The following is an 18,425-nucleotide window of genomic DNA, read 5'->3' as shown; positions in this document are numbered from 1 at the left end:
TATCCGACGATTTTTTATGTTGGATAAAAGAAAGAGTGAACGAAGTTTTTTAGTTTCTTCGTTCACCCTTATTACTCATTTACCTATTTGAAAAACGATTTTTCCTAGTTGTTTTGCTTGTTCTAATCTGGCAAATGCCTTTTGATAATCTGCTAACTGATAAACTTGATCCATTACTGGCTTGATTTTATGATCGTTCATAAACGTAATCATTTCTTTGTATTCTTCAGCACTTCCCATTGTACTACCAAGAATGTTTTGCTGTGCGTAAAAGAATTGTCGAAGATTTACTGTCACCTCGTCACCTGTAGATGAACCGAAAATTACTAGTGTGCCTCCTTTACGAAGAACAGCTAAGGATTGGTTGAAAGTTGCAGCTCCAACTGATTCGATGACTAGATCCATTTTGCCCCCAATTTCCCCTTGCCAATCTGCCCCACTATCCAGAGCTTCTTTAGCACCTAATGATAAAGCTTTTTCTCGCTTTTCTTCTGAACGAGAACTAACGTATACTTCCGCACCAGCTGCTACAGCAAATTGTAAAAGAGAAGTAGCCACTCCTCCACCAATGCCAGGGATAAATACTTTCATCCCAGACTTTACTTGCCCTCTTGTAAATAAGGCACGATAAGCAGTTAAACCTGCTAATGAAAACACGCCTGCCTCTTCCCATGACATATGTGGAGGTTTAGGGAAAGCATTAATGGCAGGAATAACAATATGATCGGCAAAAGTACCGTGATACGGAAAGCCAACAATTTCAAACCCCTCTGGTGGTGCGTCACTATTTTTTTCCCAGCCTAATCCTGGATTAATGACAACCTCATCTCCGACTTTAATACCCGTCACCTCTGCACCAATTTCCACCACGACCCCCGCACCATCAGAACCTAATACAAGTGCTGGTTCAGTTGATTGATGTCGATGAAGAATGAATAAATCTCTATGGTTTAATCCAGCCGCCTTTAATTCAACTTTTACTTCTTTATCACCAACAGTAAAATCATTTACGTCCTGATAACCCGTTCCATTCAATCCTGCTTCACCTTTATGTATCACTGCTTTCATTCGTTCCCACACTCCTTTTTTATATCTATCATAAGGGTAATCTATTGTTGTGAAAAGTGATAAACCTTAAGAAAATTGCATATCTCATCCAGTCAGTTTCAACAAACACAGGGAGATTCTAATTAAAGCAATTCAATAGCTCATCTTAAAAAAACAAAAAAAGAACGGCACGACTAGATATCGCTACCGCTCTTCATTTGATTTACTTCGTAATAATAATCGGGCCTTCCTTCGACACGATAACTGTATGTTCACATTGCGCAACAAAGCTTTTATTAGGTGTAATGAAAGTCCAGCCATCACTTTGTTCACGAACTTCTTCATCTCCAGTGGAAATAAAGGGTTCGAAAGCGATAACCATCCCTTCACGTAATAATTGATTATCCCAGTTATCAAAATAATTAAGAATATGATCTGGCTTTTCATGTAAAGAACGACCAATTCCATGGCCAGTTAAATTCATAATAACATTAAAACCATTATTTTTTGCTGTTTGGTAGACAGATTTTCCGATTCGATTAAGTTTCGTACCTGGCTTTATTTTTTTTAGGCCCTCATCAAAAGCTTTTTGCGCTGTTTCACATAAAGACTGTAGTTTCTCATCCCCATTACCTACAACGATTGATAAACCTGTATCAGCGAAATAACCATTTTTTGATCCAGATACATCAATATTAACTAAATCTCCATCTGCAATGACTCTATTTCCAGGGATACCGTGTGCTACTTCCTCGTTTACACTAATACAAGTATATCCTGGAAAGTCATACTCACCCTTTGGACCAGATAATGCCCCATGCTCTTCAAACATCTTTCCAGCTATCTCATCCAATTCTTTAGTTGTGACGCCAGGCTTTGTTTGAGCAATCATTTCATCTCTGATTAAAGCAACAATTTTCCCAATTTCCTTTAAACCCGCTAAATCTTCTTCAGTTTTTACAATCATAACGATTCCTACCTTTATTTAGTCTCTATCTATATTATAGTCTATTTATCATTAAGAAAAAAAGGATTCCAGTAAGTTTGTAATTGTACTATTTTTTAGAAAACAACCGCTTGTTTTCGCCAAAAAAAATACAAGCCCTTCATCAGGCTTGTATTTCAAGCATATTATAGTTTAACTACATTAGAAGCTTGTGGGCCACGTTGACCTTCTTCCACTTCAAATGTTACGCTTTGTCCTTCATCAAGCGTTTTGAAACCTTCCGTTTGGATAGCTGAATAATGTACGAACACATCTTGTCCTTCTTGTGTTTCAATGAAACCAAAACCTTTTTCTGCATTAAACCATTTCACTTTTCCTTCTGCCATGAATAAATCCTCCTTATGTATAACACATAAATTATGACTATTCTTGTGGAACATACATGAAGCAAACGTCTACAAACGCATCCTACTTACATTCCGAACAAAAATAATTTCTTTCATAATAGCAGAAAGTGGAAAAGAATGCAAAGGTAAAAGCGGGAATTTTTCGAAAATTTTTATGATACTTAGATATTTTACCCTTTTAATGTATGATAGATGTATATATGACGAAGGAGTTTTCTTATGTTTGAATTGTTCATTACTATGTTAGAGAGGCTAGGTATTATTGTTACCATAGCCTTTATTCTAACACGGTTCCAATTTTTTCGAGATATGATTTATAAGGAAAATGTAAAAAAAGATTTACAATTAAAAGCGATCTTATTTTTTGGTTTTTTCGGAATAATCGGGACGTACACAGGTTTATCTTTAAATGCTGAGACATTTAATATAGACAGATGGGCATCTAATTTAACAAGTGAAGAAGCAATTGCTAACTCACGCGTAATAGGTGTTGTTTTAGCTGGGCTTTTCGGTGGTTATAAAGTAGGTTTGGGTGCTGGATTAATTGCTGGAATCCATCGTTTTACACTAGGTGGTTTTACTGCCTTTTCATGTGGATTAGCAACGATTATATCCGGACTAATAGCAGGCTATTTTCATAAGAAGAAAGACCATGTAAAGCTATCTTCTGCCTTTTTTATAGGAGCTACTGCAGAAGCCGTTCAAATGCTTCTTATTCTCCTTCTTTCGAGGCCGTTTGAAAAGGCCGTCTCTTTAGTTGAAGTAATTGGTGTTCCAATGATTATTGCAAACGGTGTAGGATCAGCCTTATTCCTCCTTATCATTAAAAATGTAGTGAATGAAGAAGAAAAGGCAGGAGCACTACAAGCGCAAAAGTCATTACGAATCGCTGATCAAACTTTATCACATCTTAGGAAAGGAATGACACAGGTCTCCACTAAGGCTGTGTGTACCATATTATTAAGGGAAATACATGCAAAGGCAGTCGCCATTACAAATAAACATGTGATTCTTGCCCATGTTGGTTCAGGTGATGATCATCACCGAGTAGACCACCCCATCCAAACAGAAATCACAAAGGAAGTAATTAATAATGGTAAACTAATAGTAGTAGGTAATGAAGAAATACAATGTCAAAATGAGCATTGTCCACTTGGAGCAGCTGTCATTGCTCCCCTAAAGCAACGCGGGCAAATCATCGGTACTTTAAAGGTATATTTCACCTCTGAGAAGGAAGTGACTAATTTAGAAATTGAGTTGATCTCAGGTTTAAGTGTGTTACTAAGTAATCAGCTAGAAATAGCCGAAGCAGATAAAGCATTTCAATTGGCTAAAGAAGCAGAAATTAAAGCTTTGCAAGCGCAAATTAGTCCCCATTTTCTTTTTAACACATTAAATACCATTGTCTCTCTCGTCCGTATTGATGCCGATAAAGCAAGAAAACTGCTTATTACTTTGTCTCAATTTCTAAGGCAAAACTTAAATGCAACAACCGCAAACCGTATCACTTTGGAACAAGATATTCTTCATATGAAAGCCTATTTAATGATAGAACAAACGAGATTTGAAAACAGAATTCAAGTCGATTATTATATTGAAAATGAAGTTCTTAATAGTAAGATTCCACCGCTCACCTTACAGCCTATTGTAGAAAATGCAATTAAACATGCATTTAAGCAAATGAACAAAAATTGTATGATTAAAGTACAAATTAAACAAATGAACAATGAAGTTGCTATATCTATTAAAGATAATGGTCTTGGTATTGATCATGATCGGTTAAAGCAAATTGGGAAAGAACCAATCGCATCAAAAATAGGCACAGGTCTTGGATTATACAATGTAAATAGAAGGTTAATCATGACATTTGGGGAGAACGCCCGATTACACATAAATAGTGAAGAAAACAATGGAACGGAAATAACTTTTAATATACCAATGGGGGAAAAAAATGAAGACAAAGATTAAAGTGCTCGTTGTAGATGATGAACCGTACAGCCGGGAAGAATTAAAGCATTTGTTATCCATATTTGACTCTATTCATATTGTTGGCGAAGCTGATTCTGGAGAAGATGCCATCATACAAACGATTCAATTACAGCCAGATATCGTTTTTCTTGATATCGAAATGCCCAAAATGGATGGCATGCAAACAGCTAAAAGTTTAATGGAATTCAAAAATCCACCTAAAATCATATTCGCAACAGCTTACCCTCAGTTTGCTGTAGAAGCTTTTCGTTATGAAGCGATTGATTACTTACTGAAACCATATGATGAAGAGCAAATCTCTGAAACGGTCAGCCGGATCATCAAATATTTAAAACCAATAGATCTACCTAAGCAAAGTAAATTAGCTGGAAAGCTAGCAATTGAAGACAATGGAGAAATTATTTACATCGAACCTAAAGATATTATTTATGTTTATAAGGAAGATAAATTTTCACGAATCATAACTGTAGATAATGCCTATGAGACAAAAGCATCATTAAAAGAGCTAGAAAATCGACTATCTACTTATTCTTTCTGTAGAATACATAAAAGCTATTTTGTTAATTTAAGATATATTAATAAACTTTCTCCTTGGTTCAATGGGGCATTTCAGTTAGAGCTAAAAGGATCGAATGAAAAACTTTCTGTCAGCAGAAATTATGTAAAAGATTTAAGAACAAAACTAGAAATATAGGTCATGGAGCTCAATTAATTATCAGACTATTTACACTAAAAAATGCATCTTAATTTAATTTAAGGACCTCTTAATCACGGATTTATACATGTTATGCTCAAAATACTCAACCTTGAATCATAGTCATTTATAATAAATGAAAACGTATACATTAACAAAGGGGGCAATGCTATGATTACATTTTTTTCTTGTATTATCTTATTAATTATTGGGTATTTCACCTATGGTAAGTATGTTGAGAAAGTTTTTGGGGTGAAAGGAGCTAGAGCAACACCTGCATTCACACACAAAGATAATGTCGACTATCTACCTATGAGTACATCTAAAAACTCACTTATTCAATTACTTAATATTGCTGGTACAGGTCCAATTTTCGGGCCAATTTTAGGTGCTTTATATGGACCAGTCGCGTTTGTTTGGATCGTTATCGGTTGTATCTTTGCAGGTGCTGTACATGACTACTTAACAGGTATGATTTCTATAAGAAATCGCGGAGCTCACTTGCCTGAGTTAGCTAGTAAATTTTTAGGAAAAGTTATGAAGCATGTCGTAAATGCTTTTGCAATACTATTGTTATTATTAGTAGGTACAGTCTTTGTTTCTACTCCTGCTAGTTTATTACACCTTTTAATGGACGGAAAAGTCGCACTAGGTCTTATTATCGGATTTATTTTTCTTTACTATATTTTAGCAACACTCTTGCCTGTTGATAAAATCATTGGTCGTCTTTATCCTTATTTTGGTGCGTTATTAGTAATTAGTGCATTGGGGGTTGGTATCGGTCTTTTAGTCACAGGTGCACCTATTCCTGAGCTTTCTTTTCAGAATTTTCACCCTGACAATGCTCCTTTGCTACCTTTATTATTCTTTACCATTTCATGTGGGGCGCTATCTGGATTCCATGCTACCCAAACACCCATCATCTCTAGAACAACTCAAAATGAGACGCAAGGAAGAAAGATTTTCTATGGAATGATGATTGCAGAAGGTATTATTGCCATGATTTGGGCCGCAGCTGCAATGAGCTTATTTAATGGTTATGGTGGCTTAAATGAAATGCTTGCTGCCGGTGGTCCTGGTGCAGTAGTTAGTGAAGTATCTACAACTTTACTTGGAGCAATCGGTGGTACATTAGCTGTGTTAGGGGTAGTGGTACTTCCTATCACTTCAGGCGATACCGCATTTAGAAGTGCTAGAATGATAATTGCCGACTATATTAAGTTTCCTCAAGTTAAGTTCTCTAGTCGATTATGGATTGCTGTACCGTTATTTGGAATTTCCATGGTACTTACCCAAGTCGATTTTAATGTATTATGGAGATACTTCAACTGGGCAAACCAATCAACAGCTGTAATTGCATTGTTTGTCGGTGCTATGTACTTATATATTGCTAAAAAGAATTACTTTATCGCTTTAATACCAGGTAGTTTTATGTTAGTGATGGTAATTACGTATATCTTAAATGCCCAAATCGGCTTTGGTCTCTCTATGACTACTTCTTGGATAGGTGGAGCTATAGGCGCTATCGTTTTAATTACAATATTCTTTATTGCTGCACGGAAAGCTAGAGCTAATAAAATTCCATTGGAAGAAGATATATCTAATTGGAATAATAGTGTAGCTTAATGTTTCATATCTTTATATGAGTCTCTGATTAACAATCAGAGACTCTATCGTTAGTAATGTCAGTTCTATATTATTACAATTTAAATGGACATAGGCTCATAGTAAAAAAGGTGCTTTCACAACGATCATTTACAGTGAAAACACCTTTTTATACGATAGATTTGATATTATTTATGAGGAAATCAAATATACTTCTTGACTTTAGGCTGATACTTACGCATCGGACCTTTCCTTAAAACATCCTTTAAATATGATTCTCCATTTGGATTTTTGTTTTTCAGTAATTCTAGTAAATATGTAATATCATCCATTGCTCTATGATTTTGATAGTTTGTGATTTGGTGACCTTTTAAAAGCGTCAATAATTTACTGTTATAGAAACCATATTCTTTCCACGGGACCCCTCTCATCGTACAATACCATTTCAGTTCATTTACATCATTAGGGTACATTTGATAGAGAAAGCTTCTATCAAATGATGCATTATGAGCAAGTACGATATCCGCATATGCGAACATCTTCTTTATTTCACGATCATCAAAGCTTTTCCCCACCACTTCTTCAAAAGGGATGCCGTGAATTTTATAAGCTTGATTATAATTTCTTAATGCACTGGTGGTTTCCGGCTCTCTTAAATAGCTTCGTTCGTCTTTTATGGTAAGAATATCACCTGTCTGTTGATCAAATGAAAATAACTTCAAGGCGATTTCAATTACTTCATCATTAATTGGCGACAAGCCCGTTGTCTCTACGTCAAGAACAAGCCCTAACCCCTCATGTATTTGCACACTAACCCTCCATTTTCTTTTTTTGTTTAGCATATAATAGAAAAATAAAAATTGCTAGGAGAAAAAGAAAGGAAATCTTTTATTCTTTATCTAATTCATATTCATTATGGTTTTTAGAAAATAGTAGGCATCACCTATTATATTTTTCTTAATTTTCCGCATTTTTATTGTCAGATGCAAGGAAAACATATAAAATTTTCCTATACACTAAAAGGGATGTGAAAAAATGGTCATTACCACTCATTTTTTCCTTAATCTATCACTGTTAATTGTCATCCTATTTTTTCTGCTTGTATGGACTGAAAAAAATCTCGGTTTTCATTTTTCAAGAACATCGGCAACTATTAGTCTGGCATTGATGATTGGTATTTGTTATATTTTTTCATTTGAACCTGTGCCTGGTTTAATGATGGACCTAAGGATTATACCTGTAATATTAGGTGGATTGTATGTTGGTGTCGGCCCTTTACTCATAATTGTCGTTATTGCTGTAAGATGGTTTTACGGAATGAATTTAGGATTCTATGTAACTATGTTTGAATACCTTTTGCTGGGATGTTTGTTTTTATATTTATACCCAAGATTTAAACAGATTTCTGCCAATAAAAGAATTATTCTAGCTGTTCTTATTACGTTTATCTCTAGTATCGTTTCACTAATTTTATATGAATTATATGTACCACAATTACACTCACTTGATTTATGGTTTGCTCTTCTTACCATTCCAGCTCTTGGTGTAGGAATGGCAGTATATATTATTGAATTTGTCTTCAAAACAATCGATATGCAGAAAAAGCTTATTATCGCAGAAAAATTAGAAGCCGTTGAGCAAATGGGGGCAGCGATTTCACATGAAATTAGGAATCCACTCACAGCTGCTGCAGGATTTGTTCAATTATTAAAAGAACAAACACTTTCCCCTTCAAAAAGAAATGAATACTTAGAAATCGTCCAACATGAACTGGCATCAGCAGAACGTGTCATTCAAAACTATCTAACTTTTTCTAAACCTGGACTAGATAAAATTGAAACAATGAACGTAAAGAAAGAACTAGGTCATGTCATTAGTATACTACGCCCGATAGCTAATCAAAATTCGGTAGAAATAACAACTAATTTTTCTATCATAGGTGACATCGAAGGCGATCGACAAAAGTTTCAGCAATGCTTCTTAAACGTTATTAAAAACGCCATAGAATCGATGCCAAGAGGTGGCCAACTATACATAAGCTCTAATTATTCCTCTACGCACATTAGAATCGAAGTTCAAGATACAGGGCTCGGTATGACAGAAGATCAAATTCGTCGCCTAGGAGAGCCTTACTATTCCACAAAAGGAGCAAAAGGGACTGGATTAGGAATGATGGTTGTTTTTAGCATCGCCAGAGCAATGAAAGGAACAATAAAAGTACAAAGTAAAATTAATGAAGGAACCGTATTCATCTTTACTTTTCCCTCCGTCCATCCCCATTCTTCCTAACTTCAATATTATAAAGAGCAGGGAATCCTAGCATAGCTAGTAAATCCCCTGCTCTTAGCGCTTCAATATTTGCTGACTTTTATTTATGATAAACCCTTTAGAACGAACCAAGCATGTGACTCTGCATAAGTTCGAACTTCTTCAAAGTCTTTAACATAGCCTTTATGGTGTTGAATAAAACCATGTAGGGCAATGAAGGCAGAATAAATAAGTGATTCTTCAGTTTGTTGATCTTTTAATTGTAGAACAGCATATTCAAACCGGTAATAAGTTTTTTGGGCCATTTCTGTAATCGAATGCTTATCGTTGCTTGTATAAAAAGCAAATAACCCATCGTAACGGTGATGAAGGTTTATACCAAATTCCATGAAAGTAATTAAGATTTGTTTAAGCTTATCTATTTTATTATCATCACCATATTGAATAGTGACTAACATCTGCGTTAAATCATTGAAGTCTTCCTCAATTATTCGATATAATAAACCATCGATATGATTAAAATGAACCGTCAGATCCTTCACTTGGCATCTCATTTTCACAGCAATATCTTCTAAAGTAATATTTTGAAATGCATTATCAGTGACGAGCTCTTTAGCAACAGCCACTATTTTATCCGCAGATATGTTTTGATCATGGAAATGATTTGATGGCATATGTACACCCCCAACCCTATCAAATAGTAATTAAATTTTAGCATCAGGGTTGGTAAGAAACAATCATTAATCTACATATAAGATAATATTTGCTCAGTCATTTTCTTTCCTTGTTTCTGTTCTCTTTCATCTACTACCCACCCATCGCCTACATGTTTTAAAGTAATCATCTCATTCAATCCTATTTTATTTTTATAGAGAATTAAGATTTCCTCTTTATTAAAGTAGATGAGTGGTTGAATGGTATTTTTATACTTTGATGTTGATTTTTCATTAATATCCTTAACTAATTGCGTTACTGGTCCAAGACGATCATTCCAACCATTGTTGCTAGCTAGAAATTGAAATTGGTTAAATCGTGTTTGACGATAACTGCGCCATTTTTTTTTGAAGCTATGTTCAATGTCCTTTGCAACTTTCCGGTAGAAGTGATTCACTTTTTTCTCCTCCGCGTCTCCTTTATGTTTATAGGTAATGACCTTTGCTCCTAAAGGCGTTATGTCCAGTACAAGAGAATCTTGTCCATAAGGAGGTAAATACTCTTTTTCATAGGTAGTTATTTCAAGTTTGACAATAATATGATACCCTTTTCGATTACGTTTGATTTTCTTTATCTCCGTGTCATACAGATTGTATTGTTTTTCATACCCATAAAATTGATGAATTTCTTCGGTAAGCACAGGAGCGAGAGAGGTTAAAAGGGCCTCAGATACGATGGAAGAATCTTCATTAGCTAATATACTATTAGGAAAAAGAATGAAAATAAGTAATAAAATCATTACTGTTTTCTTCATGTGCAAACACACTCCTTTATCCTTTATCCTCTCCCGCATTTATATAAGTAACGGCTGTAATTTCTTCCTATTTACTGTTTGACATTAATCTCCTTCGACCACTTATTTTCCGGGAAATTTTTAAAAATAAAATAGAAAAAAGGCGATTAATGTAAATCCCCTAAGTTCCTTTGTCATATTCACCTTAAAACAAAAAGAAAAAAGCTATAGTAAAAAAGTCTATAGCTCTCAAACACCCAAGAAATTTAGTTTTTATATCAGTTTTCTGACAATCTCCTTGCCAATCTCAATAGACGCCGTTGCAGCAGGAGATGGTGCATTTAATACATGAATCGCACGCTTGCTCGGCAGTATGTAAAAATCATCCACTAATGAGCCGTCATCCTTCAATGCTTGTGCTCTTACTCCTGCTGGTCCAGTTTTCAAGTCTGCCGCTTGTATTTCTGGCATAAGTTTTTGTACATTCTTTAAGAAAAGCTGTTTAGAGGCTGAACGGATCATTTCCTCAATCCCTTCCTTCATATAACCACTTGCCAGCTTCCAAAAGCCCTTATATGCTAACACTTCAAATAAATCCGGTAAGTGAATATCTGTCTTTCGGTAACCTTCGCGTTTGAAGCCCAATACTGCATTTGGACCGACATCAATCGCACCGCCAATCATTCTCGTAAAATGAACGCCAAGGAATGGGAACTTTGGATTGGGAACAGGATAAATTAAATGCTTCACTAGATGACGTTTTTCCTCAACCAGTTGATAGTATTCACCACGGAAGGGGACAATTTTCATATCAGTTAATAATTTTGCCTTTTTCGCAATCCGATCGGAGTGTAGACCACCACAATTGATATAAAATTGACCTTTTATATCTCCTTGATCAGTGATAACAACCACTTCATTATTATCCTCTTGAATGGCCACAACTTCATGATTAAGGAGAATATCTCCACCTTTATGGCGAATGATATCCGCCATTTTTTCAGACACTTGTCTATAGTTAACAATTCCTGCCATTGGTACATGAATGGCTCTTTTCCCATTTACATGTGGTTCTCTTTCCAATAATTCTTCTTTTTCCATTAATTGAATATCAAGTCCGTTCTGTATCCCTCTTTTATAAAGGTTATCTAATAGTGGCAACTCTTCTTCTTCACTAGCGACAATTACTTTACCGCAAATATCATATTCGATATCATTACTTTCACAAAAATCCTTCATGGATTGTCCGCCGATTTTAGCTAATCTCGCTTTCTCACTACCTGGCTTATAATATATGCCAGAATGAATAACACCACTATTATGCCCTGTCTGATGTGCCGCTACATGGCTTTCTTTTTCAACGATAGCAATCTTTAGTGCCGGTTTTTGTTCAAGTAGTTCTAACCCAACGGATAGACCAACAATTCCTCCACCAATAATAATATAATCATACATCCTTTTCACCTTCTATCATTTCTTTAAACCACATGCTTCTGCTAGTATCTCGACAATATGAACGACTTCAACCTTACTTTCTAATCCTTCACGCTTCACACCCATGCACATCTGCAAATGACAACCAGGATTAGAAGTGACAATTACTTCTGGAATCGTTTCTTTTACATAGGACATTTTTTCATCTAATATTTCCATTGATTCTTGATAATGAAAAACATTGTACGTCCCTGCTGAGCCACAACACATATCCATTTCCGGGAGGGGAATATACGTTGTTCCTGGTATACGATAAATTAACTCTAATGGCGATTTTTTTACTTTTTGCACATTTGATAAATGGCATGAGGGTTGATATGTAATTCTCTTTTCAACCTTCTTCGTAAATTCAATATCCAACTCTGCTAAAATCACACTAATGTCTTTACTTTTTTCAGCAAATCGTTTTGCTCGTTCAACCCATTCTGGTTCAGACTGAAGCAGTTGATCATATTCAACTAACATCGCACCACATCCACCAATACTATTAACAATATAATCATAGTGCTCTTTTTCAAATGCAACGATGTTTTCTCTTGCTAATTGTTTAGTGGTCTCGCTATCACCCTCATGATGCTGTAGAGCTCCACAACATGTTTGGTTTTTTATTACGGTTACTTCACATCCAGCATGCTGAAGCAACTTTATACTTAGATCATTGATCTTAGCAAAAAACACATCCATGATACATCCAGTAAAAAAGGCGACTTTTAGTTTTGTTTCAGTATCTGGGATAAGTGTGCCTTTTCTAAGTTCCTTATCAGGCTTTGTTATATTAGGTATAATGGCTTCAAATGCACGTAAATTCTCAGGTAGTACCCGAATCCCTTTTGTTACTTTGCCTAATTTTTCAATCCCAGATTGTTGATAAAACCTCAAGGAAAGATTCATTGTATTCAACATGCTCTTATTCGCAAGACCTTTTTTCATCGCCAAGCGATTGATAAGTGAACTACCTTCCTGCTCCATTTTCACTTCTTTATAAGAAGATAAAATTTTCCCGTATTGAACATTGGTCGGACAAGCAGTCTCACATGCTCTGCAGCCAAGGCATAATTCCATCGAATCTTCTATTTCTTGAATCGAAATTTTACCCTCAGAAGCCATCTGTACTAAATTAATTCTTCCTCTAGGCGAATGCCTTTCTTTTCCCATTGTCGTATAAGTCGGGCAGGCAGGTAAGCAATACCCACATTGGACACAATCAAATGTTTCTTCGTATGCTAATTGATTATTCATCGACTAATACGAGCCTTTGATTTTCATTTTCGGGAAAAACCTTACCAGGATTCATGATATTTTTAGGATCCCATGCGCTCTTCATTCTTTTCATCATATCTAATCCAGCCTCCCCTAGCTCCATTTTCATAAACGGTGTCTTCATTGTGCCGATGCCATGTTCGCCTGATAAAGTCCCACCTAATTGTATAGCTGTTTCGAATATCTCAGCTACAGCAAGTTCGACTCTTTTCATTTCCTCTTTATCCCGTTTATCAGTAATAATATTGGGATGGAGATTGCCATCACCTGCATGCCCGAATACTACTAGATCTATATTGTATTTTTCTTTAATTTGTTTTAGCCGTTTAAACATTTCTGGGATTTTACTTCTTGGGATTGTCGCATCCTCAGAAATCTTCGTTGGTTTTTTTCTAACAATCGCTGGGGAGACAAGTTTCCTCGCTTTCCAGAGTTTCGCTGCAGCCACATCATTCGCTGCTATCTGAACTTCTCGTGCTCCTACCATTAGGCAAACTTGTTCTACTTGTTTACACTCATCAGCAATCGCCACTGGATGACCATCTAATTCTATAAGAATAATGGCATCAACATCGGTCGGAAGTCCGACTGATTCATATTCTTCAACAGCTATAATAGATGCTTGATCCATAATCTCCATCTTAGAAGGTAATATCCCAGATGTGAGAACTTTTGATATGGCTCTCCCTGCATCGACAATATCGTCGAAAATGACCATCATCGTTCCAGTTGCTTGTGGCCGTGGAACTAGTTGTAGTGTTGCTTCAGTAATAATTCCTAAAGTACCTTCAGATCCGACTATCAGCTTAGTTAAGTCATAGCCAGTAACATTTTTAATTGTACGACCACCTGTTTTAATGACCTCTCCCTCAGGTGTAACGACTTCTAACCCCAACACATAATCCTTTGTTACCCCATACTTTAAGCCTCTTGGTCCACCAGCATTTTCAGCTAAGTTACCACCTATCGTTGACACATGCGCACTACTCGGATCAGGGGGATACATCAGCCCATATTTTTTCGCTGCTTTGTCTATTTCAGCTGTCAATACTCCTGGCGAAACAACAGCAATTGTATCATCACTATCTATTTCTAATTTTTGATTCCACTGTGAAAAGTCCAGGACCACTCCGCCATGAACAGGCAAGGGTCCACCACTTAGACTTGTTCCTCGACCTCTTGGATATAAAGGCACTCTATATTGATTGGCCACCTTTACGATAGACACAACTTCCTGTGTTGACATTGGCTGTATGACTAATTCAGGTAAATAAGTACCGAACGACCCATCATATGAATAAGAGACTAAATCCGCTTTTTCTTTTAACATTCTCGTTGGTGAATTTATGGCTTTTTGAAATTGTTCGACCATCTCATCTGTCAACATGATGGCACCTTCTTCCTTTACTTTTCTTCCCTTAATTTCTTTCGTACATTTTGTAGATGATTCTTCATTGCCTTTCTTGCATTTTCTTCATCTTGACTTTCAATCGCTTTATATATAGCTTCATGCTCAAGATAAACGCTTTCCCTTTTTCTTTGTAATCCTAAGTTCTTCTTTAATGAAAAAGCGACAGCCTTACGGTAAAGGTCACCGATATTATCCATGACCCCTACCATAAAGCTATTCTTTGTTGCTTCAATCATATATTTATGAAAATCTAAATCAGCTTGAAGACCCACTTCATCAGGGTTAGTAAGTGTCTCCTCTAGCCCTTTTAGCGCTTTCTTTATTTTCTCTAAGTCGGAAGAATCACGACGATTAGCAGCTAGAGCAGCGGCCTCTGTTTCCATTATCATCCTTAATTCCAATAATTCAAAAACCTCTTCTAAGGAAATATATTGCAATGTTAAGCGGTCCATCATATCGACAAGATGTAATTCTTTAACATAACTTCGGCCACCTTGTCTTGATTCAATGATCCCACTTGCTGATAAGACACTGAGTGCCTCCCTAACAGGAGCGCGGCTTACGCCAAATAATTTCGCCAATTCATTCTCAGAAGGTAATGGTTGATTGGGCGGAAACTCTTTGCTTTTAATTTTTTCATTTAATTGCTCTAATACTTGTGCCGATATCTTCTTCCGTTCAATTTTCATTTATTAATCTCCTTTACATATTCACCTCTACACCCTTACTTGTCTCCTTTCTTGTACGAATTAAATGAATACTGAATACAAGTGCACATACAGCCAGACCAGAAACATCAGTGATAATACCTGGTTTAATGAGCATCAATGCACCGAAAAATAATAAAATTCTTTCAATTACATGTAAGTAAGTATTCAAGTAATTCCCCATAGAAACAGCTAGCGCATAGACTCCTAGAGTACTAGTAATTAATACTAGTATAACAGAAAGAATTTCCACACTACCGCCATCAGGTGATTGGAGTAATAGTATTGGATTGTATGCAATCATAAACGGAATAATAAATCCTGCTAATGAAAGTCTTAAAGCTTCCCATGACGTTTTCATTGCATTTGCTCCAGCAATTCCTGCTGCCGTATAAGATGCAAGCGCTACTGGTGGCGTAATATTTGAAAGAGCACCGAACCAGAATACAAAGAAGTGAGCTGCAATTGGTTGTACGCCAGCCTCTACTAATGCAGGTGCAGCAGTTACAGCAACAACAATGTATAGTGCGGTAGAAGGTAATCCCATACTTAGCACAATACAAGTTAGCATAACGACAATAAGTATTAACCAAAGCTGTCCACCGGTTAAATCAACAATATTAAAAGCTAGTGTTGAACCTATACCTGTCATGGTAACAACACAAATAATAATACCGATTGCGGCACAAGCGATACCTACTTGTATTGTCCCTTTCCCTCCATCGATAAATGCTTCAATCATTTTCTTAATTGTGATTCTATTAGACTTATCTTTCGTTAACCAACTGGCAACAATAACGGAACCGATACCTGCAAAACCTGCAAATAATGCTGTTTTACCAATCAATAATGTTCCTATAACCACTATAATAGGAACAATCAGTACGCCTCTTTCCTTTAACACTTGTAAAACATTTGGTATATTCTCCTTACTAATCCCTTTTAACCCTTGTTTCTTCGCTTCTATATCAATCGCAAAGATGAGAGCGATATAATATAGAAAACTTGGGATAATGGCTGCGAGAATAACAGTAGTATAGGAAACACCTAAGAATCCAGCCATGATAAAAGCTGCTGCACCCATGATTGGTGGCATAATCATTCCACCAGTAGATGCTGCTGCTTCAACTGCGCCAGCAAATTTTGGTTTTAAACCAATTGATTTCATTAACGGGATCGTAAAAGCTCCTGTTGTGGCAACATTTGCTACAGCACTCCCACTTAATGACCCTGTTAAAGCACTAGATATAACAGCTACCTGTGCAGGCCCACCTCTTTTTCTACCTGCAATAGCTAATGCTAAATCGTTAAATAGTTGTGTCGCACCACTTGCAGATAAAAAGGCACCGAATAAAATAAACATAACGATAAAGGTTGATGCAGTTGATAATGTAAGACCCAAGATGCCTTCAGTGGTCATATATAAACGGTAAAGCAAACGTTCTAAAGAGAACCCCGCATGGCCAAATATCCACGGAAAAATTGTGCCAAATAAGGCATAGATAACAGAAATACCACAAAGGATTGGGATAAATAGACCTACAGCTCTTCTTGCTGCTTCAAACAATACGATAATAGTAATAGCACCGAAAATATAATCAATTAAAATTGGCTGTGAGCCACGATCAACATGAATGGTTGTATAATTAATAATTAAATAACCTACACCCAAGATTGCTAATGCAACAAACAAATAATCAGCTAATGTAAAACGCCCACTTTTTGATGAAGATCTTGCGGGATATAATAAAAATGTTAAAACGAGAATAAAACCTAGAAATATTAAGTTTCTATAAATCTCCTGAATATTAGAAAGTCCATTTGAATAAATGGAAAATATAGATAATAAAATAGCTAATATCGCTACAACCTTGGCATACGAACCATGCAATACACGCATACCTCCGCCAGCCTCTTTATCTAAGCCTTGTTGATTTGCTGTTACGGCATCCCCTTTTACATTCGACATTTTCTAACCTCCTTATTTTGCCTCTGGCGGAATTAATTCCTCAGGAATCTCTAAACCAACTTCTTTAAAGTATTTGTAAGCACCTGCATGTAAAGGTACAGTCACTCCATCAAGTGCTGTCTCTAAAGTAATTTCTTTTGCAGAATTATGCACTTCATACATTTTGTCTAGATTCTCATAAAGCGTTTTTGTTAACGTATAAATTGTCTCTTCGTCAATATCTTTTGTTGTAGATAAAAGGTTAGGCTGTGCAATGGTTTGGATATCCTCCTCTACACGAGGATAAGTTCCTCCAGGAATCGTATAAGGGTACCAAGAGTTTGAAACAGCGTTAATTTTTTCTAACTGCTCATCTGTTACTTCAAGAATACTAGCTTTGACATTACTAGCAAACATATCTGTAATTGCTGAGATTGGGATGCCGGCTGGTAATGATCCACCGTCTAATCTACCATCTCTCATTGCAGAAACAGTATCGTTATAACCGAGATACTCTGGTGATATATTAGCTTTAGTTAATTCTAACCCTTGCATCATTACTACAGTTGATTGTTCTGTTCCGCTTGCTTGGGGTCCAACGGAAAAACGAGTGCCATCAATGTCTGAAATGTTACCGGTTTCAATAGCATTATCCATTAACACAAAATGTTCTACATTGGGCCATAACATAGCCACAGTACGTAAGTCTTTATAAGGTTTACCTGCAAAACCATCATCTCCAGCATAAGCTTGAGAAGATATTAACCCTTGAAGAATAGCTAAATGAGCTTCTCCCTCTCTTAAAAGCTCGATATTTTCAATCGAACCAGCAGAAGATTGTCCACTTGCTTGAATTTTCTTATTCTTTAATTCATAACTCCATATATTGGCCATACCTACTCCAATCGGATAATAAGTACCACCTGTTGAAGCTGTCGCTACGGATAAAAAGGTTTTATCTTCATTATCAGCAGCCGTCTTAATACCAAAAATGGTAAGAAAAATAATAGCAGCGATTGAGATTGTAATTTTTATTTTTTTACCTTTCATAATTCTCCCCCTTTCACCAAATGAAAACGTTTTAATTTCAATCTTGTATTACAAGTATACAAGAAAAAATTAAAAAAACAACAATTATTCTAAAAATTTATTCTACAAAAACAATTAACAATTATTTGTAAAAAAAGCTACAGGATACTGTA

16 protein-coding genes are annotated in these 18,425 nt (G+C 36.0%); 4 read left to right on the top strand and 12 right to left on the bottom strand.

What is annotated here, in order from left to right; genetic code table 11:
• Positions 1 to 75: 75 nt before the first annotated feature.
• The 3 genes from U9M49_RS14435 to U9M49_RS14425 all read right to left on the bottom strand — a co-directional run bounded on the left by U9M49_RS14435 (position 76) and on the right by U9M49_RS14425 (position 2,379).
• On the bottom strand, positions 76 to 1,068 hold the full coding sequence (locus U9M49_RS14435; RefSeq protein WP_095370121.1) for a zinc-binding dehydrogenase: 993 nt from the start codon (positions 1,066 to 1,068) through the stop codon (positions 76 to 78).
• A gap of 202 nt (positions 1,069 to 1,270) precedes the next feature.
• A complete protein-coding gene (gene map, locus U9M49_RS14430) occupies positions 1,271 to 2,014 on the bottom strand; it encodes a type I methionyl aminopeptidase (RefSeq protein WP_095370122.1) in 744 nt (247 codons plus the stop codon).
• Between the two features lie 164 nt (positions 2,015 to 2,178).
• Positions 2,179 to 2,379, bottom strand: coding sequence for a cold-shock protein (locus tag U9M49_RS14425; RefSeq protein WP_095370123.1), 201 nt, complete (start codon positions 2,377 to 2,379; stop codon positions 2,179 to 2,181).
• 240 nt (positions 2,380 to 2,619) lie between these two features.
• On the opposite strand from U9M49_RS14425, the gene U9M49_RS14420 reads away from it, so the two are divergent.
• From U9M49_RS14420 to U9M49_RS14410, 3 genes are all read left to right on the top strand, one after another.
• Complete coding sequence (locus U9M49_RS14420; protein ID WP_095370124.1) at positions 2,620 to 4,368, top strand: sensor histidine kinase; 1,749 nt, start codon at positions 2,620 to 2,622, stop codon at positions 4,366 to 4,368.
• On the top strand, positions 4,352 to 5,083 hold the full coding sequence (locus tag U9M49_RS14415) for a LytR/AlgR family response regulator transcription factor (protein ID WP_307317561.1): 732 nt from the start codon (positions 4,352 to 4,354) through the stop codon (positions 5,081 to 5,083). Before U9M49_RS14420 ends, U9M49_RS14415 begins: the two co-directional genes overlap by 17 nt.
• Before the next feature lie 171 nt (positions 5,084 to 5,254).
• Complete coding sequence (locus U9M49_RS14410) at positions 5,255 to 6,709, top strand: carbon starvation protein A (protein WP_095370126.1); 1,455 nt, start codon at positions 5,255 to 5,257, stop codon at positions 6,707 to 6,709.
• 182 nt (positions 6,710 to 6,891) lie between these two features.
• Here U9M49_RS14410 and U9M49_RS14405 read toward each other — a convergent pair whose 3' ends face one another.
• Positions 6,892 to 7,497: an exonuclease domain-containing protein gene (locus U9M49_RS14405; protein WP_095370127.1), complete on the bottom strand. Its 606-nt coding sequence runs from the start codon at positions 7,495 to 7,497 to the stop codon at positions 6,892 to 6,894.
• 226 nt (positions 7,498 to 7,723) lie between these two features.
• Here U9M49_RS14405 and U9M49_RS14400 point away from each other — a divergent pair, with 226 nt between their 5' ends.
• Positions 7,724 to 8,977: a sensor histidine kinase gene (locus tag U9M49_RS14400; protein ID WP_307317566.1), complete on the top strand. Its 1,254-nt coding sequence runs from the start codon at positions 7,724 to 7,726 to the stop codon at positions 8,975 to 8,977.
• 83 nt (positions 8,978 to 9,060) lie between these two features.
• Here U9M49_RS14400 and U9M49_RS14395 read toward each other — a convergent pair whose 3' ends face one another.
• The 8 genes from U9M49_RS14395 to U9M49_RS14360 all read right to left on the bottom strand — a co-directional run bounded on the left by U9M49_RS14395 (position 9,061) and on the right by U9M49_RS14360 (position 18,273).
• Positions 9,061 to 9,630: a TetR/AcrR family transcriptional regulator gene (locus U9M49_RS14395; RefSeq protein ID WP_095370128.1), complete on the bottom strand. Its 570-nt coding sequence runs from the start codon at positions 9,628 to 9,630 to the stop codon at positions 9,061 to 9,063.
• A gap of 71 nt (positions 9,631 to 9,701) precedes the next feature.
• Positions 9,702 to 10,424, bottom strand: a complete 723-nt coding sequence (locus tag U9M49_RS14390) for a DUF3888 domain-containing protein (RefSeq protein WP_322910028.1) — start codon at positions 10,422 to 10,424, stop codon at positions 9,702 to 9,704.
• A gap of 252 nt (positions 10,425 to 10,676) precedes the next feature.
• A complete protein-coding gene (gene lhgO / locus U9M49_RS14385; RefSeq protein ID WP_095370130.1) occupies positions 10,677 to 11,858 on the bottom strand; it encodes an L-2-hydroxyglutarate oxidase in 1,182 nt (393 codons plus the stop codon).
• 15 nt (positions 11,859 to 11,873) lie between these two features.
• Complete coding sequence (locus U9M49_RS14380) at positions 11,874 to 13,136, bottom strand: (Fe-S)-binding protein (RefSeq protein WP_322910027.1); 1,263 nt, start codon at positions 13,134 to 13,136, stop codon at positions 11,874 to 11,876.
• Positions 13,129 to 14,544 carry an FAD-binding oxidoreductase gene (locus U9M49_RS14375; RefSeq protein ID WP_095370131.1) on the bottom strand — a complete coding sequence of 472 codons (1,416 nt, stop codon included), beginning with the start codon at positions 14,542 to 14,544 and terminating at the stop codon, positions 13,129 to 13,131. Before U9M49_RS14375 ends, U9M49_RS14380 begins: the two co-directional genes overlap by 8 nt.
• A gap of 17 nt (positions 14,545 to 14,561) precedes the next feature.
• Complete coding sequence (locus U9M49_RS14370; protein WP_095370132.1) at positions 14,562 to 15,257, bottom strand: FadR/GntR family transcriptional regulator; 696 nt, start codon at positions 15,255 to 15,257, stop codon at positions 14,562 to 14,564.
• A 13-nt stretch (positions 15,258 to 15,270) separates the two neighbouring features.
• Positions 15,271 to 17,244 carry a TRAP transporter permease gene (locus U9M49_RS14365; RefSeq protein ID WP_322910026.1) on the bottom strand — a complete coding sequence of 658 codons (1,974 nt, stop codon included), beginning with the start codon at positions 17,242 to 17,244 and terminating at the stop codon, positions 15,271 to 15,273.
• Positions 17,245 to 17,256: 12 nt separating this feature from the next.
• The gene (locus tag U9M49_RS14360; protein ID WP_095370134.1) at positions 17,257 to 18,273 is read right to left on the bottom strand and encodes a TAXI family TRAP transporter solute-binding subunit; all 1,017 of its coding nucleotides are present in this window, start codon (positions 18,271 to 18,273) and stop codon (positions 17,257 to 17,259) included.
• Positions 18,274 to 18,425 lie beyond the last annotated feature (152 nt).

The sequence above is a fragment of the Cytobacillus sp. OWB-43 genome, assembly GCF_034651445.1.
Lineage (GTDB): Bacteria > Bacillota > Bacilli > Bacillales > Cytobacillaceae > Cytobacillus > Cytobacillus kochii.
The sequence above is the reverse complement of the archived record's forward strand: the minus strand, read 5'-3'. Positions and strand labels throughout refer to the sequence as shown.

What these genes read in the sequence shown, in the direction of transcription:
- U9M49_RS14420 (WP_095370124.1), top strand. Translation starts at nt 2,620, where the DNA reads ATGTTTGAATTGTTCATTACTATGTTAGAGAGGCTAGGTATTATTGTT.
- U9M49_RS14365 (WP_322910026.1), bottom strand. Translation starts at nt 17,244, where the DNA reads ATGTCGAATGTAAAAGGGGATGCCGTAACAGCAAATCAACAAGGCTTA.
- U9M49_RS14410 (WP_095370126.1), top strand. Translation starts at nt 5,255, where the DNA reads ATGATTACATTTTTTTCTTGTATTATCTTATTAATTATTGGGTATTTC.
- U9M49_RS14415 (WP_307317561.1), top strand. Translation starts at nt 4,352, where the DNA reads ATGAAGACAAAGATTAAAGTGCTCGTTGTAGATGATGAACCGTACAGC.
- U9M49_RS14400 (WP_307317566.1), top strand. Translation starts at nt 7,724, where the DNA reads ATGGTCATTACCACTCATTTTTTCCTTAATCTATCACTGTTAATTGTC.
- lhgO (WP_095370130.1), bottom strand. Translation starts at nt 11,858, where the DNA reads ATGTATGATTATATTATTATTGGTGGAGGAATTGTTGGTCTATCCGTT.
- U9M49_RS14425 (WP_095370123.1), bottom strand. Translation starts at nt 2,379, where the DNA reads ATGGCAGAAGGAAAAGTGAAATGGTTTAATGCAGAAAAAGGTTTTGGT.
- U9M49_RS14390 (WP_322910028.1), bottom strand. Translation starts at nt 10,424, where the DNA reads ATGAAGAAAACAGTAATGATTTTATTACTTATTTTCATTCTTTTTCCT.
- U9M49_RS14375 (WP_095370131.1), bottom strand. Translation starts at nt 14,544, where the DNA reads ATGTTGACAGATGAGATGGTCGAACAATTTCAAAAAGCCATAAATTCA.
- U9M49_RS14395 (WP_095370128.1), bottom strand. Translation starts at nt 9,630, where the DNA reads ATGCCATCAAATCATTTCCATGATCAAAACATATCTGCGGATAAAATA.
- U9M49_RS14435 (WP_095370121.1), bottom strand. Translation starts at nt 1,068, where the DNA reads ATGAAAGCAGTGATACATAAAGGTGAAGCAGGATTGAATGGAACGGGT.
- map (WP_095370122.1), bottom strand. Translation starts at nt 2,014, where the DNA reads ATGATTGTAAAAACTGAAGAAGATTTAGCGGGTTTAAAGGAAATTGGG.
- U9M49_RS14370 (WP_095370132.1), bottom strand. Translation starts at nt 15,257, where the DNA reads ATGAAAATTGAACGGAAGAAGATATCGGCACAAGTATTAGAGCAATTA.
- U9M49_RS14360 (WP_095370134.1), bottom strand. Translation starts at nt 18,273, where the DNA reads ATGAAAGGTAAAAAAATAAAAATTACAATCTCAATCGCTGCTATTATT.
- U9M49_RS14380 (WP_322910027.1), bottom strand. Translation starts at nt 13,136, where the DNA reads ATGAATAATCAATTAGCATACGAAGAAACATTTGATTGTGTCCAATGT.